The sequence below is a fragment of the Sandarakinorhabdus sp. genome (assembly GCF_031430775.1).
Taxonomy (GTDB): Bacteria; Pseudomonadota; Alphaproteobacteria; order Sphingomonadales; family Sphingomonadaceae; genus Sandarakinorhabdus.
Genome location: NZ_JANPCD010000135.1, coordinates 1 through 16,654, shown reverse-complemented (window position 1 = coordinate 16,654; position 16,654 = coordinate 1). Strand labels below are relative to the sequence as shown.

Annotated in this window: 19 protein-coding genes; 5 read left to right on the top strand and 14 right to left on the bottom strand. The window is 65.2% G+C overall.

Annotated features, from left to right (window positions below; all coding sequences use genetic code 11):
* Window positions 1-209, bottom strand: a 209-nt coding sequence (locus tag RMQ73_RS08395) for a hypothetical protein (RefSeq protein ID WP_310497697.1), incomplete at its 3' end; no start/stop codon positions are given.
* A 137-nt stretch (window positions 210-346) separates the two neighbouring features.
* Window positions 347-1,369, bottom strand: coding sequence for an SDR family oxidoreductase (locus RMQ73_RS08390; protein ID WP_310497696.1), 1,023 nt, complete (start codon window positions 1,367-1,369; stop codon window positions 347-349).
* 156 nt (window positions 1,370-1,525) lie between these two features.
* Between RMQ73_RS08390 and RMQ73_RS08385 the strand changes: the two genes are divergently transcribed.
* Window positions 1,526-2,497 (top strand): radical SAM protein, encoded by a 972-nt coding sequence (locus RMQ73_RS08385; protein WP_310497695.1) that lies wholly within the window; start codon window positions 1,526-1,528, stop codon window positions 2,495-2,497.
* Window positions 2,498-2,501: 4 nt separating this feature from the next.
* Here the strand turns inward: RMQ73_RS08385 and RMQ73_RS08380 are convergent, their stop codons facing one another.
* Both RMQ73_RS08380 and RMQ73_RS08375 read right to left on the bottom strand, forming a co-directional pair.
* The gene (locus RMQ73_RS08380; RefSeq protein WP_310497694.1) at window positions 2,502-2,885 is read right to left on the bottom strand and encodes a VOC family protein; all 384 of its coding nucleotides are present in this window, start codon (window positions 2,883-2,885) and stop codon (window positions 2,502-2,504) included.
* A 36-nt stretch (window positions 2,886-2,921) separates the two neighbouring features.
* Window positions 2,922-3,251, bottom strand: a complete 330-nt coding sequence (locus tag RMQ73_RS08375; RefSeq protein ID WP_310497693.1) for a hypothetical protein — start codon at window positions 3,249-3,251, stop codon at window positions 2,922-2,924.
* A 247-nt stretch (window positions 3,252-3,498) separates the two neighbouring features.
* Between RMQ73_RS08375 and RMQ73_RS08370 the strand changes: the two genes are divergently transcribed.
* Entirely contained in the window at window positions 3,499-3,975 is a 477-nt protein-coding gene (locus RMQ73_RS08370; RefSeq protein ID WP_310497692.1) for a glycine zipper 2TM domain-containing protein, read from the top strand.
* Window positions 3,976-3,978: 3 nt separating this feature from the next.
* Here the strand turns inward: RMQ73_RS08370 and recQ are convergent, their stop codons facing one another.
* Complete coding sequence (gene recQ, locus RMQ73_RS08365; protein ID WP_310497691.1) at window positions 3,979-5,784, bottom strand: DNA helicase RecQ; 1,806 nt, start codon at window positions 5,782-5,784, stop codon at window positions 3,979-3,981.
* On the opposite strand from recQ, the gene RMQ73_RS08360 reads away from it, so the two are divergent.
* Window positions 5,783-6,853, top strand: a complete 1,071-nt coding sequence (locus tag RMQ73_RS08360; RefSeq protein ID WP_310497690.1) for an esterase-like activity of phytase family protein — start codon at window positions 5,783-5,785, stop codon at window positions 6,851-6,853. The two genes, recQ and RMQ73_RS08360, sit on opposite strands and share 2 nt — an antisense overlap.
* On the opposite strand, the gene RMQ73_RS08355 is transcribed toward RMQ73_RS08360, so the two are convergent.
* The 6 genes from RMQ73_RS08355 to RMQ73_RS08330 all read right to left on the bottom strand — a co-directional run bounded on the left by RMQ73_RS08355 (window position 6,822) and on the right by RMQ73_RS08330 (window position 10,717).
* The gene (locus tag RMQ73_RS08355; RefSeq protein ID WP_310497688.1) at window positions 6,822-7,271 is read right to left on the bottom strand and encodes a RidA family protein; all 450 of its coding nucleotides are present in this window, start codon (window positions 7,269-7,271) and stop codon (window positions 6,822-6,824) included. The two genes, RMQ73_RS08360 and RMQ73_RS08355, sit on opposite strands and share 32 nt — an antisense overlap.
* Window positions 7,261-7,899, bottom strand: coding sequence for a GNAT family N-acetyltransferase (locus RMQ73_RS08350; protein ID WP_310497687.1), 639 nt, complete (start codon window positions 7,897-7,899; stop codon window positions 7,261-7,263). The genes RMQ73_RS08355 and RMQ73_RS08350 overlap by 11 nt, the downstream gene beginning before the upstream one ends.
* Before the next feature lie 67 nt (window positions 7,900-7,966).
* Entirely contained in the window at window positions 7,967-8,260 is a 294-nt protein-coding gene (rpmB, locus tag RMQ73_RS08345; RefSeq protein ID WP_310497686.1) for a 50S ribosomal protein L28, read from the bottom strand.
* Between the two features lie 118 nt (window positions 8,261-8,378).
* Complete coding sequence (locus RMQ73_RS08340) at window positions 8,379-9,071, bottom strand: LrgB family protein (RefSeq protein WP_310497685.1); 693 nt, start codon at window positions 9,069-9,071, stop codon at window positions 8,379-8,381.
* Between the two features lie 14 nt (window positions 9,072-9,085).
* Window positions 9,086-10,282, bottom strand: coding sequence for a PEPxxWA-CTERM sorting domain-containing protein (locus RMQ73_RS08335; RefSeq protein WP_310497684.1), 1,197 nt, complete (start codon window positions 10,280-10,282; stop codon window positions 9,086-9,088).
* A gap of 75 nt (window positions 10,283-10,357) precedes the next feature.
* Window positions 10,358-10,717, bottom strand: coding sequence for a CidA/LrgA family protein (locus RMQ73_RS08330; RefSeq protein WP_310497683.1), 360 nt, complete (start codon window positions 10,715-10,717; stop codon window positions 10,358-10,360).
* Between the two features lie 80 nt (window positions 10,718-10,797).
* Between RMQ73_RS08330 and RMQ73_RS08325 the strand changes: the two genes are divergently transcribed.
* Window positions 10,798-11,079 (top strand): YciI family protein, encoded by a 282-nt coding sequence (locus RMQ73_RS08325; RefSeq protein ID WP_310497682.1) that lies wholly within the window; start codon window positions 10,798-10,800, stop codon window positions 11,077-11,079.
* Between the two features lie 3 nt (window positions 11,080-11,082).
* On the opposite strand, the gene ptsP is transcribed toward RMQ73_RS08325, so the two are convergent.
* From ptsP to RMQ73_RS08310, 3 genes are read right to left on the bottom strand one after another with little or no spacing between them, the layout of a single operon-like run.
* Complete coding sequence (gene ptsP / locus RMQ73_RS08320; RefSeq protein WP_310497681.1) at window positions 11,083-13,347, bottom strand: phosphoenolpyruvate--protein phosphotransferase; 2,265 nt, start codon at window positions 13,345-13,347, stop codon at window positions 11,083-11,085.
* The gene (locus tag RMQ73_RS08315; protein WP_310497680.1) at window positions 13,347-14,423 is read right to left on the bottom strand and encodes a nitronate monooxygenase; all 1,077 of its coding nucleotides are present in this window, start codon (window positions 14,421-14,423) and stop codon (window positions 13,347-13,349) included. Before RMQ73_RS08315 ends, ptsP begins: the two co-directional genes overlap by 1 nt.
* A complete protein-coding gene (locus RMQ73_RS08310) occupies window positions 14,420-15,655 on the bottom strand; it encodes an aspartate kinase (protein ID WP_310497679.1) in 1,236 nt (411 codons plus the stop codon). The genes RMQ73_RS08315 and RMQ73_RS08310 overlap by 4 nt, the downstream gene beginning before the upstream one ends.
* Window positions 15,656-15,764: 109 nt before the next feature.
* Between RMQ73_RS08310 and ubiG the strand changes: the two genes are divergently transcribed.
* A complete protein-coding gene (gene ubiG, locus RMQ73_RS08305; RefSeq protein ID WP_310497678.1) occupies window positions 15,765-16,508 on the top strand; it encodes a bifunctional 2-polyprenyl-6-hydroxyphenol methylase/3-demethylubiquinol 3-O-methyltransferase UbiG in 744 nt (247 codons plus the stop codon).
* Window positions 16,509-16,654 lie beyond the last annotated feature (146 nt).

Below are 16,654 nucleotides of genomic sequence, written 5' to 3'. Positions count from 1 at the left end.
CGTCGTCGTCGGCTGCTTTCAAAACTTCGAAGAGCCTCTCTGGTCGGTATTTTCCCATTTTTGTCTATGTACGATGCGGCTACCTGAAACTGCTCATAGTATACGCGATCGGTCGCAGCTTGAGCGTGAAGCGTGAGCGGCATCGTTGTTCCAACAACCGCAAAGACCACTGCAATCAGGCTAAGCAGGAAGCACAAGATCATCCGCATAAGTCAGCTCCTTCCGCATGAATGCCGATTTGGGCAGATGTCTGCAACTGGGGCGTAAGCAGCCGTTCCACTGTGTCCCCCACCGCCGCAGGTGATACGTGGGGAGGGGCGCGCGGGATTGTGGCATACGGTGAGTGTCAGGCGGCGGCCTTCACCCGCACGAACCTCGCCGCTACAGCAAACGCAATCAGCCGGTCCATCCATGCCGCGTCAGTCGGCGGGCACGGTGGCAGCAGCGCGCAATCCGCGACGAAACGCGGGTCGCGCAGCAGATAGGCGGTGTAGAGCGTCGCGGCCGCCGCGTGCCAGCGACGTTCGCCGGCGGGCAAATGCGCCGGGTCGAATTGCGCCGGCGCCACGAAATCCGGCGTTCCCAGCCCGGCACGCGCCATGGCGGTGCCGATGGCGGGGATCGGCGTCGGCGCTTGTGCCGTCAGATGCACTGTCTGCCCCGCCAGATCGGCAAAGCGCTCGGTCATCACTATCAGGCCGGCAATCACATGGTCGATCGGCACCAGGTCGAGCGTCGCGCCCGCTGCCGCCGGCAGGGTGCGGATGCGGCCTTCGGCAATCAGCTTGAAGATCATGTAGATGTTTTCAAATCGCGAAATCTGCCCGCTCGTCCAGTCGCCGACCACCACCGAAGGCCGTGCGATGGCGAATGGCAAGCCTGACGCGCGCACCAGCGCCTCGCCTGCCGCCTTGCTGGCTTCATAGCCGTTGGTGAAGGCGGCCCCCGTGAACCCCGGCGCGATAGGGCCATCGGTCGTCCCGCAGACATAGGCGGTGGAGACATGCAGCAGCCCGGCGCCGCTCGCCCGCGCCGCAGCGATGGCATGGCGTGTGCCATCGATATTCACTGCGCGGTACACATCTTCGGCCGCATCGAAAGCCGTCACCGCTGCGCAATGCACCAGCAGGTCATTGGCAGGCACCTGCGCCAGCCCCAGCCCGGGCAGCCGTACATCGCCGCCACGAGTGACGACTTCACCCGGCGCCGGCTCTGCACCCTCGGCCCGGCTCGGCACGACAGACCCGCGATTGTCGGTGAGCGCATGCCGCCGGTGCACCAGCGCCGTCACCGCATGGCCGGCGGACGCCAGCCGCGCGCAAAGCTCGCTGCCAATCAGTCCGGCAGCACCGGTGACCAGTATCCGCATCGCTCAGCAGCAGCCCTTGCCGGCGGCGCGATCGATCTGGCCGCGATGGCTCCAGCTGTCTTCCAAATTCATGCGCCGACCACGTCCCCGCTGCTCACCCGTCCTTCGCAGATACGCGAAAACGGGTTACGTCGCTGCTGAAATTTTGCTGTAAACATGCGCGCAACACTACATCCGGGAGCCTTTGCCATCACCGCAGCTTCGCCTTTTGCCGTCGGCGCCAAACCGCTCGATCCAGCCAAGTTTCGCGATCCGCTGTTGACAGCCAAGGGCGAAGCGCGCGCCAGCGTCACGCTCGGCGGGCTGACCACCCTGTGGTTCAACACGGGCACGCTGTGCAACCTCGCTTGCCGAGGGTGCTACATCGAAAGCTCGCCGACCAACGATGCGCTTGTGTATCTGACTTTGGCCGACCTGACGCTTTATCTCGACGAAATCGCCCGCGATGGCCTGCCGGTGCGCGAGATCGGCTTCACCGGCGGCGAACCTTTCATGAATCGCGATTTCCCGGCGATGATCGCTCTGGTGCAGCAGCGCGGTTTCGATGTGCTGGTGCTGACCAACGCGATGCGGCCGCTGCGCCGCTTCGAGGCAGAGGTGGGGAAACTGTCACGCGAACGGCTGACATTTCGTATCAGTCTCGATCACTTCAGCGCCGCCATTCATGATGCCGAGCGGGGTGACGGCAGCTTTGCCATCGCCCTTGATGGCATCCGCTGGCTGGCCGGCCAGGGCTTTGCCATCGCCATCGCCGGCCGGCACCTGGCCGGCGAGAGCGAAGCGGCGGCAACCGCCGGCTATGCGGCGCTTTTTGCCGGGCAGGGTCTGCCCTGTCCGCCGCTGGTGCTGTTCCCCGAAATGGATGCCAGCGCGGATGTACCCGAAATCACCACGGCGTGCTGGGGCATATTGGATGTCTCGCCAGCCAGCATCATGTGCGCGTCATCGCGCATGGTGGTGCGCCGGCGCGGCGCCGATCGGCCCGCCGTGCTCGCCTGCACCCTGCTCGCCTATGATCCGCAGTTCGAGCTTGGCACGACCCTTGCGGAAGCGTCTCGGCCCGTGGCTCTCAACCACCCGCACTGCGCGCGGTTTTGCGTGCTTGGCGGCGCGTCATGTTCGGGTTGACGCCTCAGGCCCGCCTGGTTTCCAGCCGCCACGGCGGGAAATGCTGGTTGCTGCCGGGTGTGAACAGCACGATGCGATTGCCCGCCGGGTCGGTCAGGCCGGCGGTGCGCCACAGATAGCTCTGGTCGGTCGGCGGGGTGTCGAACACCAGGCCATTGGCCATCGCCTGTGCAACATCATCATCGACAATGTCACAGGCGATGAAGATTTCGGCCGTGCCGGCGCGGCCATCGCCGGTTACCTCGACCGACAGCGTGCTGTGATCATCGACGGCAAAGCGCGCATAACGCGGCGCAGCGAGAACGATCAGCTTCAGGCCCAGCGCCTCGTAAAAAGCGCAAGAGGCGGCAAGATCGGTCGCCGGCAAGGTGACGTGGTTGAGGCGCATGGGCTGTGTCTTCCGGCCGTCAACCAGTCCGGGACATCAGCATTTCTTGCTGTTCCGGCCCAGTTCACGGCCCAGCAGCGCGCCGCCACCAGCCACCAGTGCGGTTTCGCCCAGATTGCCGCCGAGCAGGGCTGCGCCGGCGCCGGCTGCTACAGCGCCGACGATGGTCCCACGTTTCTGGGCGCGCTTCTTGGCGGCCAGGCACTGGCTGCGGGTCTGATAGGTCTTGCCGTCGAATTCGAACCGCGATGCCTGTTGTCCCTGCGGCGCGCGGTTCTGGGCCATGGCGGGGGCCAGCGGCGTTGCTGCAAGCATGGCGGCGATGACCATGCCCGCCAGTGATTTCGACCTGAGTGATTTCGACATGAACGTCTCCTGTGTTGCAGTGATGCGGCCCGAATGTGCGGACTTGAATTCACTGCAAACTGGCCGATGATGGGTGAACGCAGGCTGACCTGCCAGTTCAGAAAGAGTTCACCCCTTGTCAGCCATTGTGAACAGGTGAGGCGCGCAGGACAGTGCAGCACGGACTGGATCAGTGTTTGGCATCCGGTTTTTGAAGCAGGCCAATTCTTGAAACAGGCCAATTCTTGAAACAGGGGAGTTTCTCAAGGTGAAGACGATCATTTCCGCGATGTTGCTCATGACCATGGCAGCGCCGGTTGCGGCACAGGAATGGCAGGGCGGTGGCCCGTTGTTCCAGATGTATCAGCAGCACGCCCAGTCCGCGCCCCAGGCGCAAGCCTATGCGCCGCAGGCCTATTCGCGTTACGGCGATCAGGGTTTTCCGCCGGCCTATGAGCAGAGCGGGTGGGGACAGCAGGGCCAATATGGCCAGAACGGCCCGCCCCCCGGCTATTATGACCAGCGCGGCAATAACGACCAGCGCGGCTATCGCGATGAACGTCGCTGCAGCGGCGGCACCGGCGCCGTGGTGGGCGGTCTTGCCGGCGGCGCGGTCGGCTATGGCCTTGGCGGGCGCCGCAACCGCACGGCGGGAACGATCTTCGGCGCCATTGCCGGCGCGGTTGCGGGCAATGCCATCGAACGCAGCAGCTGCCGCAATCGCAACGACAATCGCGGCTGGTAAGGTTCAATCAGCAGTGATGGCAGCCAGGAATGCCTCGCCATAGGCACTGAGCTTGCGATCGCCAACGCCGGGCACGCGCGCCATTTCGGCAAGCGTGCCCGGCCGGCTCGCCGCCATGGCGCGCAATGTCGAATCGTGGAAAATGACATAGGGCGGCAGGCTGGCCTCGGCGGCCAGCTGCCGTCTGATGGCCCGCAAGGCCTCGAACAACGCGGCGTCGCGCGGGTTGACCTGGGCCATGCTGGCGGCTTTTGCGGTCCTTTCGGCCGTCTTGGGGGCGGCGCGCGTCATGGCAACGCCGGCCTCGCCCTTCAGGATTGCCCGCGCCCGTGGTCCCAACATCAGTCCGCCATGCTCCGGCTCGCGCACCAGCGCCTCGGCCACTTCCAACTGGCGCGCCAGCCGTTTCCATTCGCTGTCAGGCACATCGGCGCCGATGCCGAACACCGAAAGCCGGTCATGGCCAAAACGCGTCGCGCGCTCGTCGCTGCGGCCTGCCAGCACGCCGATGACATGGCCCATGCCGAACCGCTGCCCGGTGCGATACACCGCCGACAGCAGCTTGCGCGCGGCTTCGGTGACATCCTCGACCTGCGGCGGCGCCAGGCAATTGTCGCAGTTGCCGCATGGTTCGGGGCGCGGTTCGCCGAAATATTGCAATAGCGGCCCGCGCCGACAGCTCGGTGTTTCCAGAAAGCCGACCAGCGCATCGAGCCGCGTGCTGGCCAGCCGTTGCTGTACCGGGCTGGCCTCGCCCTGCGCGATGAACTGGCGCAGCCGCGCGACATCTTCGGCGCCCCAGATCAGATGCGCCACCGCCGGGTCTCCGTCGCGGCCCGCGCGGCCGGTTTCCTGATAATAGGCTTCGATGGATTTGGGCAGGCCGACATGGGCAACAAAGCGCACATCGGGCTTGTCGATGCCCATGCCGAACGCAATGGTCGCGGCCATCACCATATCCTCGGATTTGACGAAATCGGCCTGGTTGCGCGACCGGACATGACCGTCCAACCCGGCGTGATAAGCGCGGGCGTTCACTCCGGCCTCGGCCAGCCAGACCGCAACCTTGTCGGCGGCGGCGCGGGTGGGTGCATAGACGATGCCCGGCCGCCCGCCCTGCCGGCCGACAAAATCCAGCAGTTGCTTGCGGACATTGTCCTTGGCGACGACTTCGTAGCGGATATTGGGCCGGTCAAACCCGGCGACGACCATGCGTTCGGGCGCAATGCCGAGCTGGGCGCAGATGTCGGCGCGGGTTTCGACATCGGCCGTGGCGGTCAATGCCACGCGCGGCACGCCGGGCAGGGCGTCGCAAAGCTGGCGGAGCTGGCGATATTCGGGGCGGAAATCATGGCCCCATTGGCTGACGCAATGCGCCTCGTCGATGGCGACCAGCGCGATTTCGGCGCGCGCCACCATGGTCATGAAGCCATCCATCAGCGCGCGTTCGGGCGCCACATACAACAAGTCGAGCGTGCCATCCTGCAACGCGCGGATCGTGTCCTCGGAGTTTTCGGACTGGCTGTTGAGCGCGGCGGCATTGACTCCCAGCGCCCGCAGCGCCCGCACCTGGTCCTGCATCAATGCGATCAGCGGCGAAATGACCAGCGCCGTTCCCGGCCGCACCAGCGCCGGGATCTGGTAGCACAACGACTTGCCCGATCCCGTCGGCATGATCGCCAGTACGTCCTGGCCGGCACAGACATCGGCAATGATCGGCGCCTGCAGCCCGCGAAAGCTGGGGAAACCAAAGACATGCGCCAGGATATGCTGGGGGCTTGTATGCTGGGGGTCTGCAGGCTGGGACATGGGCATTGCGCGCAGCGATAGCGGCTCGCACGCGGCGCTGCTATGGGCATCGACGATGTTTTCCCGGCTTTTGTCCTTTCTCGTCATCGCAGCGGCGCTGGCGTCCTGTGTCGACAGCCTGAAGCCGCCGCACAGCGCCGCTCTGCCGGTCGCCGTCACGCTTGCCGCCACAGCCGAACCTTTGCCGCTGGCGCAGGAGTGGCTTGGCGATCTGCGCTTTCTGGGGGCAATCCGGCTGCGCGCGGCATCGGCAGATTTCGGCGCCATATCTGCGCTTGCGGCCGGCCCTGACGGCTTCCTGTCGGTATCGGACACCGGCAACTGGCTGGCGTTTGCGACCGTCGAGGCTGGCGACCGGCTGACTGGCGTGACCGGGATGCGCATGGCGCCGATCCCCGGACTTGACGGCCAGCCGGCGCCGACCAAATCCGCCGGCGATGCCGAGGCGCTGGTCTGGGACCCGGCCTCCGGCACCGCGCAAGTCAGCTATGAACAGCAGCACCGTATCATGCATTTCACCGGGCAGCCGATGGCCATGACGGCGGTGCGCGACGAACGGCTCACGGCGCAGATGGGCTGGCCCGCGAACAGCGGCGGTGAAGCCATGGTGCGCTTGCCCGGCGGCGCCCGCATCATCATCGCCGAAACCCTGGTCCGGCCAGACGGGTCGCGGCGCGCGCTGCTGACGCGGGGCGCGCACACGCGCAGCATCGGCGTGGACGGCGTGGCCGGTTTCAGCCCGGTCGATGCCGTGGTCATCGATGGCCGCCATATTCTTGTGCTCCACCGGCGCTTCACGCCGCTTGAGCGCAGCTCCGCCATCACGATGGTCGATTTGGGCCCGGTGCTGGACGGCCGCAGCGACCTCGCCCCGGCCCGGCTGCTGGCGCGATGGGGGCCGCCGCTGGTGTGGGACAATTTCGAAGGCATGGCTGTGCGCCACAAGGGCGAGCGCACATTCATATACATCATCAGCGACGACAATCTGTCGGCGTTGCAGGCGACCATCCTGATGAAGCTGGAACTGCCGGCGGACGTTATCTCGGCCGGCGGTGCGCCGTCACCTTGATTTCCGTGATGCCGGTCGGTTCGAACAACCGGGAAATGCCGATGGCCGTCCAGGCCGGGAAGGGCGCCTTGACGTAGCGGTTCTTGACCGCTGTGCAGGCCGCAATCTGTGCCGGCAGGTCCGTGTGAAAGGTCGTCATGTCGGCTACATCGGCCCAGCTTGCCCCGGCGCGCGCCAGAATCGATGCGATATGGGCGAACGCTCGTTCATAGGCCGGCTCCAGGCTGGTTTCGCCCGGGGCCGGCCCGGCTATGACGCCGGACAGATAGATGGTGTCGCCGACGATGACGGCCTCGGCATAGCCATATTGCTCTTGCTGCGCCCGCGCTGCGGGGTTTTCCGGCATCAGCACCGTTCCGGGTGCCGCCAGCGCCGGACCTGCGAAGATCAGCGACAGCAGACAGGGTTCAATGCGCATGGCTTGCATGGTCCTTCCCCGGCGCCGGCCGGCACATCGACCAGAAGTCCGGTCCGCCGGTCATCCCATAGGTCTTGATGATATCGAACCCCAGCGCCTGGTAGAGCCCGACATTGTCGGGCGTCGCTGTTTCCAGATAAGCGGGCAGGCCCGATTCGTCGGCGCGCGCCAGCCCGGCGCGGATGACAGCGCCGCCCAGCCCCTGGCCCTGCGAGCGCGGCAGACAGCCGACAAACTGGAGATACCAATGGCGGTAGCGCATATGGTTGGCATCGAGCAGGCCCTGCAGCCTGAGCGCGCGCGGCAGGTCGCGGCCAAAGGTGCCGACAAGACGCGGCAACTGGCGCAGCATCGCGCGGGTCGGCACTTCCCACCGCGACGGCCGCCGCCATAGGGCAGCGGCCGCTGGCTGGCCGTCACGGTCCAGCGCGATGTGCCAATGCGCCGGATCAACGTCGGTGTGGGTGATGAGGTCGAAAAACCGGGGCAGGCGCCTGCTGCGCTGCGCCGCATCCGGCCAGATCCACGTCATGGCCGGATCGTCCTGAAAGGCGCGCGCGAGGATATCGGTTACCACGGGCACATCGGCGAGGGTGCAGGCGCGAACAGGGGAGGCAGCGTTCATCATGTCAGGCTGACACGAAAACGGCCGGGGGTCACCCGGCCGTTGTCATGAAATTGTGCGCTGGTGCCAATCAGGCAGCGACGACGGCAACCTTCTTGTTGATTTCGCGCTTCAGCTTGACGCAACGATCGGACAGCAGCTCGTCCTTGGTCTTGACGAGCCAATTGTCGAGACCGCCGACATGTTCGACAGAACGCAGGCCGTTCATCGAAACGCGCAGGCGCACCGAGCGGCCCAGCGAATCAGACATCAGCGTGACATTCTGCAGGTTGGGCAGGAACGTGCGCTTGGTCTTGTTGTTGGCGTGGGACACGTTGTTGCCGACCATGCGGCCCTTGGCGGTGAGTTCGCAAACGCGCGACATCGTCAAAATCCTGTTCAAAAAAAGAGCAGCTGCCAGACTCGAAAGGCTGGACGACAGAGGCGGGCAAATAGCGAAGCCTCGCCCATCCGTCAACTGTCATGGACCGCCCGACACGCGGTCAGCCGATGACAGGCACCAGCACCGCCGCCATCAGTCCGACCAGCACCAGCGCGAGGGCCGATATGGCAGCGGTATCCGGATCGCGGCGCAGCAGCCAGTCCGTGGCGACGATATGGGCCGACGCGCCCAGCGCCAGCCCGCGCGCCGCCGGATCGGTGATTCGCAGCGCCGTCAGCAACGGCGGCACCAGCAACGTGCCGATGACGCCGGTCAACACCGACAGCGCCGCAGCCAGTGCAACGGGGCCGCCCGCCCTGCCTTGAATGGCCACGGCAAATGGCGCGGTGACGGATTTGGTGGTCAGCGCCGCATCATAGGGCGCCGGCACATCTAGCAGCCAGACCATGGCCGCGGCGCTGCCGACGCCGACAATGGTTCCGACAAACGCGGCGCCGATCATTGGCCAGGGGCGGCGGCGCAACAAGGGCCGGCTGCGAATGATGATGACGGCCATGGCGATCAGCGCCGGACCGAGCAGCCAGCGCAGCGGCGCCGTCGCCTCGGCAAAGCGCGCCTGCGGCATGCCCAGCAGCCAGATCAGGACGACAGCGCCGATCGCGGTGACGAGCACCGGACTGGCCAATGGCGGATTGCCAAGGCGCAGCGAAACGGCGCGGGCACCGGCAAAGCCGGTAAGCACCGCGCCGCAGCACAGGATCATTGTGCCGATGTCGCCAAAATGCGGCAACATCGGCACTTTGGATGTCAGGCCGACACTGCCAGGCGGCGACGGCGCGCGGCCGCACCGACCAGGCCAAAGCCGCAGATCAGCATTGCCCAGCTTGCCGGTTCGGGAACAGCGGTGAGCAGATAGCCGCGCGTGTTGCCCTGCGCATCGAAACCAAAGCCGACAATCTGGCCAAGGTCGTTGATGCCCTGAGGCGCCTGCAGGGTGAATCCGTTCAGATTGACCACCAGCGAACCCAGTTCAAAGCCGTCAAAACCGCTGCCATTCCATTGCCACAGTGACGCCGTTGCAACACCTGAGCAGGCCCCGTTCAAGGAAAAGCCCACCACGGTGTTTTTGGAATTGATGCTGCGCAGGTCGCTCATGCCGCAGCCGGCCACGGGGGCCAGGCCGAATTTGGCGCCGGCGCTGTCCCAAACGCTGCCCACAAAGCTGCCATCCGACAATTGATCGGTACGACCTGCTACCCAGCCCGTGCTGCTGATGGAGCGGGCAGTGGAACGTTCAGTGCCCAGCGTGGCCAGCGCGGTGGCGTTGGCGCCGTTCCAGATTACGGCGTTGGACACTGCGCCGGCGCTGCGGTTGGCAGCGCCTGCCACCTGGCCAGCGGCGTTGACGGCCGTTGCAAGGCTGTTGAAATTGCCAAACGGATTGGCCAGCGTGCTGGCGTTGCCCAACGCGTCCCACACAGTGGCGGTTTGCTGGCCTTGGCCAGCGCTGATCGGCCGAGCGGTGCCTTCGGCGGCGAAGATACCGATGGACTGGCTGTAGCCGACCACTGTGCCACCGTTGTTGATACCGGTAGCGCCGGCATTGGCAAAGCCGCTGGCGGCATTCAGCAAGGTGAGCCCGCTGGTGCTGGCCAGAATTGCCTGGCTGGTGTTGGCAACGTTGTTCTGCGCGGTGCCGGCGGCAACGCCGCTATCGTTGATGCCGCGCGTGAAGCTGTTGGTGGTTCCGGCCGGCCCGGGAATGGCAGTGCTGGCCAAATTGCCGACGCTGCCATAATTGGTGGCGGTGTTGCCGACCGCGTCCGCACCGATCGGTGCTTCGCCGGTGATCTGACCGTTGGCACTGATGGCACGAGCGACCGATGTCGTGGCATTGGCCGGCGGCGCCAGAACGACAAGCCTGTACCTTGGAGCAGCCGATGCGGCCGTTGTGGAAAGCAGTGCGGCGCCAATAACAGCGCTTCCGAAAAACTTGAAACTCACGAATATTTCCCCTGCGTTAATATTACTGAAACCATAACTGGCGGTTTGCAGCCCGTGCAAGACTTAAATAGCACGTTAAGTGTCTTTTTTTTGTGACAAAAACCGCCATGCCAGCGCCGTCGCCAATGCTGTCAAAGGTGTGGTGACCGCGATGATCAGCAAGATCTTCAGGGTCGCAACCCCCGGTTCCCGGACCACATCGGCAACCCCGACCAGTGCCGGAACGATCAAGGCGCCCAGCCAGCGCAGCAGCAAATCGGCGCCGGGGCGCGACCAGCCGATGCCGCGCCCCCACAACAGCCAGGCGAGATACAGGCCAAGCCCGATGACTGGCCCAGGCACGGACAGGCCCAGACGCGGCGCCAGTGCCTGTCCGGCAAGCGCAAGGATGCAGCACAGCAGCACCCCCGGCACGACGATCAGACTTTTGCGCATGTCCCCTTTTCGCCGGCGGTGCGCCGGGCTAGACCTTGTTTGCACGGCAGCGAATCAGCGTGCGTTTTCAGGTCTGATCCATGCCCTATTTTGCTATTCATTGCATCGACCGGCCCGATTCGGCCGAACTGCGCCTGGCGACGCGCCCGGCGCATCTGGCCCATATCAACACCGTGCGAGGCGATGTGCTGGTCGCCGGCCCCCTGCTGCGCCCTGACGGCCGTGCCATGGGGTCGCTGCTGATCATCGATTTTGACGACCGCGATACCGCCATCGCCTTTGCCAACGGCGATCCCTATCATCAGGCCGGACTGTTCGAATCGCGTTCGGTGACCAACTGGCACAAGGTGTTTCCGGAATAAGGCTCAGGCCAGCGCGATGCCCTGAAGGGTCGCTGTTGTCTGCAATTGCGTGCGGATATTGGTGCCGGGCGCATCCAGCCACAGGTTCATGGCTTCGGCCAGCGGCGCCAGATTGGCAGACCGCACCATCGCCTTTATCGGCCCGATGGCAGCCGGCGTTATCGACAGCCGTTCCACGCCGATGGCCATCAACGCCAGCGCCTCCAGCGGCCGCCCACCCATTTCGCCGCACACCGTCACCGGCACATCGGCATCGCGGGCAGCGCGCACGATGCGGCGGATGACGCGCAGGATCGCCGGCGACAGCCAGTCATAGCGGTCGGCCAGCCGCGGATTGGCACGGTCGGCAGCAAACAGGAACTGCGTCAGGTCGTTGGTGCCGACCGACACGAAATCCACCATTGGCAGCAGCACATCGAGCGTTTCGATCAAGGCCGGCACCTCGATCATCGCGCCATATTGAATCTCGGTCGGCAGCGCATGGCCCTGGCGCACGATCAGCGCCTTTTGCGCCTCGACCAGCGCCCGCGCCTCGGCAAATTCCCATGGCTCGCTGATCATCGGGAACATGATGCGCAGCGTCTGGCCGGCAGCGGCCTGCAACAGCGCACGGGCCTGCACCTTCATCAGGCCCGACCGGCCCAGCGCCAGCCGCAGCGCCCGCCAGCCCATGGCGGGGTTTTCGTCCTCGTTGTCGCCTGACAGATACGGCACCGACTTGTCGCCGCCGATATCGATGGTGCGGAACACCACTGGGCGCGCGCCGGCGCTGGCCAGCACTTGCGAATACAACGCCTGCTGCCGTTCGCGCCGGGGCAGGGTGGCCGACACGAGAAACTGGAATTCGGTGCGAAACAGGCCAATGCCATCGGCGCCGGTCAGATCGAGGGCGGCGGCATCGCCGGCAAGACCTGCATTCATCATCAGCGCGATGCTGTGCCCATCTTTCGACAGCGCCGGAAGGTCACGCAGCCGCGCCCATTGCTCGGCCTGGCGGGCTTTGAGCACGCGCATCGCCTGATAGGATTTGATCATGGCGGCGGCCGGCCGCACCAGCAGTGCGCCATTGCCGCCATCGACGATCAGCTCGTCACCTTCGGCAACTTGCGCGAACAATTCGTGGACGCGGCCCAGCACCGGCACCCCCATGGCGCGCGCCACGATGATGACATGGGCCGTCAGGCTGCCTTCCTCGAGCACCACACCCTTGAGATGGCGCTTGTCATATTCCAGCAGCTCGGCCGGCCCCAGATTACGGGCAACCAGGATGGTATCGCCCTGCAAGCCCATCTGGGCGGCGGTGGACAATTGCCCCGACAATATGCGTAGCAGCCGGTTGGCCAGATCATCGAGATCGGTCAGCCGTTCGCGCAAATAGGGATCATCGATGGACCGCATCCGCGAGCGCGTGCGGGCCTGCACCCGTTCGATGGCGGCTTCGGCGGTCAGGCCGGTCTCGATGGCTTCGTTGATGCGCCGCGCCCAGCCTTCGTCATAGGCGAACATCTTGTAGGTTTCGAGAATGTCGTGATGATCGCCGGCGCCGGTGAATTCGGCCTGCCCCATCATCGAATCGATCTGTTCACGCATCTGGCGAAAGGCCGTGACCAGCCGCTCGCGTTCGGCGTCGGTGTCTTCGGCGACCGTATGTTCGATGACGACGCGCGGCTGGTGGAACACCGCCTGGCCGCGCGCGATGCCATCGACCAGCTTGAGGCCATTGAGACGCGCCGGGCCGGAATTTGCCGCCCGCGCCCGCGCCGCCTGGGCATCATCGACCAGCCCGGCACCGTGGATCAGCTCCGACAGCACCATGGCAACGGTTTGCAGCGCCTCGATCTCGACCTCGGCATAGTCGCGCGGCTCGCGGTGCTGCACCGCCAGCACGCCGATGGCGGATTCGCGCCGCACGATGGGCACGCCGGCAAAGCTGTGGAAATCATCCTCGCCGGTTTCGGGCCGATAGGCGAAATCGGGATGCGCCTTGGCTTCGGCGAGGCTCATGGCTTCGCGGCTGCGGGCGATGGTGCCGACAAGGCCCTGGCCCATCGACAGGCGGGTGACATGCACAGCCGATTGCGCCAGGCCCTGCGTTGCGAACAGCTCCAGCATCCCGTCGCGCAGCAGATAGATGGACGCGACCTCGCTGCCCAGTTCATCGGCAACGATCTTGACGACTTGGTTCAGTTTGGCCTGCGCCGCCGTCCGCCCTGCCATCACATCGTGAAGGCGGCGCAGGATTTCCCGGGCGGCGTTGACCGCGACCATCAGGCAGCCGCCAGCTTTGGCGGCCCGGCTGATGGTGCGCGCGCAGCCAGTGCGGTTTCCGCCTCGGCCACCAGCTCGGCGATGATTTCGGCCACCGGCTGAACCGCCGTCACCATGCCCACTGATTGCCCGGCCATCAGGCTGCCGGTTTCGACATCGCCGTCCACCACCGCGCGGCGCAGGGCGCCGGCCCAGTAATGCTCGATCTGCAATTGCCCGGCGGCCAGGTCCATCTCGCCCCGGTTGACCGCTTCGGCAATTTCGCGCTGCTTGGCCATGAAGGCTTCGCCGCCGGCGTTCTTGAGCGCACGCACCGGTATCACCGGCAGGCGCGGGTCGATTTGCACGCTGGCAATGGCATCACGGGCGCTGGCCCGGATGAAGGCCTTTTTGAAATTGGCATGCGCCACCGATTCCGCCGACGCTGCAAAGCGCGTGCCCAGCTGGACACCGCTGGCACCCATGTCGAGAAAGGCGGCAATCGCCGAGCCGCGCCCGATGCCGCCGGCAACAAACACCGGCACTTCGGTGATGACCGGCAGGATCTCCTGCGCAAGCACGGTCAGCGACACAGGGCCGATATGGCCGCCGGCTTCGGACCCTTCGATGATGATGGCATCGACGCCCGAACGCACCAGTTTCTTCGCCAGCGCCGCCGTGGGTGCAAAGCACATCAGCTTGGCACCATTGCCCTTGATGGCGGCAATGGCTGGCCCGGACGGCAGCCCGCCCGCCAGCACGACATGGCTGACCTGATGCTTGGCGCAGATCGCGATCAATTCGTCCATCTGCGGGTGCAGCGTGATGAGGTTGACGCCGAACGGCTTGTCGGTCAGCGCCTTGGTAGCTGCGATTTCGGCGTCCAAAATGGCAGGCGGCATGGCCCCGCAGGCGATGACGCCAAAGCCGCCGGCATTGGAAATCGCCGACACGAGATGGCGTTCCGACACCCAGGTCATTGCGCCGGCCATGATGGCGTGGCGCGAGCCGAGGAATTCGCGGCCCCTCGCGGAGCGCGCATCAAGCTGTGCGGAACGCGCATCAAGCTGTGCTGAGCGCGCATCAAGACGTGTCATGAATCCCCCTTGGCCGGGCCGTCCAGCCCATAGGCGGTGTGCAGCACGCGCACGGCCAGTTCGACATATTCTTCGGAAATCAGTACCGAGACCTTGATCTCGGATGTCGTGATCGCCTGAATGTTGATCCCCCGGTCCGCCAGCGCCCGGAACATGGTCGCCGCCACGCCGGCATGGCTGCGCATGCCGACACCCACGACCGAAATCTTGGCGACGCTGGCATCCGACAGGATTTGTGCATAGCCGATCGCCCCATGCGCCTTGGCCAGCACATCCAGCGATTGCGGCAGCTGCGTCTTGGGCACGGTGAACGTGACGTCCGTGGTGCCTTCTTCCTTGGCGATGTTCTGCACGATCATGTCGACGTTGATATTGGCGTCTGCCAATGGCCCGAATATGGCCGCGACTACGCCCGGCCTGTCGGGCACGCGTACCAGCGTCACCTTGGCTTCGTTCTTGTCATAGGCGACGCCGGCCACCAGCTCGCGTTCCATGTCCTCATCCTCGTCAACAACGAACGTGCCAGGTGTGTCGGTAAAGCTCGACAATACCTGAACCCGCACCTTTTCCTTCATGGCCAATTCGACCGACCGTGTCTGCAACACCTTGGCACCAACTGACGCAAGCTCCAGCATTTCCTCATAGGTGATGCGGTCCAGCTTGCGTGCGCGCGGCACGATGCGCGGATCGGTCGTATAGACCCCATCGACATCGGTATAGATGTCGCACTGGTCAGCCTTCAGCGCAGCCGCCAGCGCCACCGCCGATGTGTCCGATCCGCCGCGACCCAAGGTGGTGATGCGATTATCGGACGCCAGTCCCTGAAAACCGGGCACCACGGCCACTTCGCCGCGCGCCATGCTTTCCAGGATGGCGTCTGTTTCGATGTCTTCGATGCGCGCGACGCTGTGCGCCGACGATGACCGGATCGGCAATTGCCAGCCCAGCCATGACCGTGCCTTCATGCCCATCGATTGCAGCGCGATGGCCAGCAAGCCTGCGGTTATCTGCTCGCCGGCCGCGACCACCACATCATACTCGCGCGGATCGGCCAGCGGTGACGCCTCGCGGCAAAAGCCGACCAGCCGGTCGGTTTCGCCCGCCATGGCCGACACCACGACAGCGACCTGGTTGCCGGCATCCACTTCGCGCTTCACCCGTGCAGCAACGCCGCGAATGCGCTCGGTGCCGGCCATGGACGTGCCGCCGAATTTCATAACGATGCGTGCCATGGGCTGGGGTCTGCTATCCTGACGAATTCGGCTGATGCGGGATTTTGTACCTGATAGGAACGCAATGCCGCATTGGCAAGCAAGCCTGACTTGTGCGCAAGGAAGCCAGATGGACAGCGCCGCACTCTCGCCCAGCATCAACCCCGACGAAGCCGCCTTTTTCGGCGCACTGGCGCAGGACTGGTGGAACCCCAAGGGCTCGTCCGCCATGCTCCACCGCATCACCCCGGTGCGCAGCGCGTTCATCCGCGACCAGGCGGCCAGCCACTTTGCCCGCTCCGTCCGCAGCCGCACGCCGCTGGCGGGCCTCACTGCGCTCGATATCGGTTGCGGCGCCGGGCTGATGGCCGAACCGCTGGCGCGCATGGGCGCCGCCGTCACCGCCATCGATGCCGCAGCGCAGAACATTGCCGTGGCACAGGACCACGCCAGCGCCGGCGGCCTTGCCATCGATTACCGTCACACTTCGGCCGAGGAATTGGCGGCAACCGGCGCCCGCTTCGACCTCGTAACCTGCCTCGAAGTCGTCGAGCATGTCGCCGGCCGCGACAGCTTCTTCGCCGCGCTGGCGGAATTGTTGGTGCCGGGCGGCATGGCCGTGCTGTCCACGCCCAACCGCACTGCCGCCAGCTGGGGTGTCGTCATAGCCGGCGCGGAATACATCACGCGCACCATTCCGCGCGGCGCCCATGACTGGAGCCGATTTTTCCAGCCGGCAGAATTGGCTGAGGCGCTGACAAACGTTGGTTTGCATGTCGCCCGGCAAAAGGGGCTGGGCTGGTCGCCTGTGCGCGGCTTTGTGATGGGCGATGATCTGTCGGTGAACTATTTCATGGTTGCAGTGAACAGCTGAGCGCCTGCGCACAATCGGCAGCTTTGCGGCGGTCGCGCTCCGTGACACCATCGTGCGGGTTACGGGAGATACAGCCATGACGCACGCCATCAAGGGTATCCATCACAGCGCCTATCGCTGCCGGGATGCGGAGGAAACGCGGGCCT

What these genes read in the sequence shown, in the direction of transcription:
- ubiG (WP_310497678.1), top strand. Translation starts at nt 15,765, where the DNA reads ATGGACAGCGCCGCACTCTCGCCCAGCATCAACCCCGACGAAGCCGCC.
- RMQ73_RS08375 (WP_310497693.1), bottom strand. Translation starts at nt 3,251, where the DNA reads ATGTCGAAATCACTCAGGTCGAAATCACTGGCGGGCATGGTCATCGCC.
- RMQ73_RS08340 (WP_310497685.1), bottom strand. Translation starts at nt 9,071, where the DNA reads ATGTTGCCGCATTTTGGCGACATCGGCACAATGATCCTGTGCTGCGGC.
- RMQ73_RS08390 (WP_310497696.1), bottom strand. Translation starts at nt 1,369, where the DNA reads ATGCGGATACTGGTCACCGGTGCTGCCGGACTGATTGGCAGCGAGCTT.
- ptsP (WP_310497681.1), bottom strand. Translation starts at nt 13,347, where the DNA reads ATGGTCGCGGTCAACGCCGCCCGGGAAATCCTGCGCCGCCTTCACGAT.
- RMQ73_RS08310 (WP_310497679.1), bottom strand. Translation starts at nt 15,655, where the DNA reads ATGGCACGCATCGTTATGAAATTCGGCGGCACGTCCATGGCCGGCACC.
- RMQ73_RS08360 (WP_310497690.1), top strand. Translation starts at nt 5,783, where the DNA reads ATGGGCATTGCGCGCAGCGATAGCGGCTCGCACGCGGCGCTGCTATGG.
- rpmB (WP_310497686.1), bottom strand. Translation starts at nt 8,260, where the DNA reads ATGTCGCGCGTTTGCGAACTCACCGCCAAGGGCCGCATGGTCGGCAAC.
- RMQ73_RS08355 (WP_310497688.1), bottom strand. Translation starts at nt 7,271, where the DNA reads ATGCGCATTGAACCCTGTCTGCTGTCGCTGATCTTCGCAGGTCCGGCG.
- RMQ73_RS08315 (WP_310497680.1), bottom strand. Translation starts at nt 14,423, where the DNA reads ATGACACGTCTTGATGCGCGCTCAGCACAGCTTGATGCGCGTTCCGCA.
- RMQ73_RS08350 (WP_310497687.1), bottom strand. Translation starts at nt 7,899, where the DNA reads ATGATGAACGCTGCCTCCCCTGTTCGCGCCTGCACCCTCGCCGATGTG.
- RMQ73_RS08385 (WP_310497695.1), top strand. Translation starts at nt 1,526, where the DNA reads ATGCGCGCAACACTACATCCGGGAGCCTTTGCCATCACCGCAGCTTCG.
- recQ (WP_310497691.1), bottom strand. Translation starts at nt 5,784, where the DNA reads ATGTCCCAGCCTGCAGACCCCCAGCATACAAGCCCCCAGCATATCCTG.
- RMQ73_RS08325 (WP_310497682.1), top strand. Translation starts at nt 10,798, where the DNA reads ATGCCCTATTTTGCTATTCATTGCATCGACCGGCCCGATTCGGCCGAA.
- RMQ73_RS08330 (WP_310497683.1), bottom strand. Translation starts at nt 10,717, where the DNA reads ATGCGCAAAAGTCTGATCGTCGTGCCGGGGGTGCTGCTGTGCTGCATC.
- RMQ73_RS08380 (WP_310497694.1), bottom strand. Translation starts at nt 2,885, where the DNA reads ATGCGCCTCAACCACGTCACCTTGCCGGCGACCGATCTTGCCGCCTCT.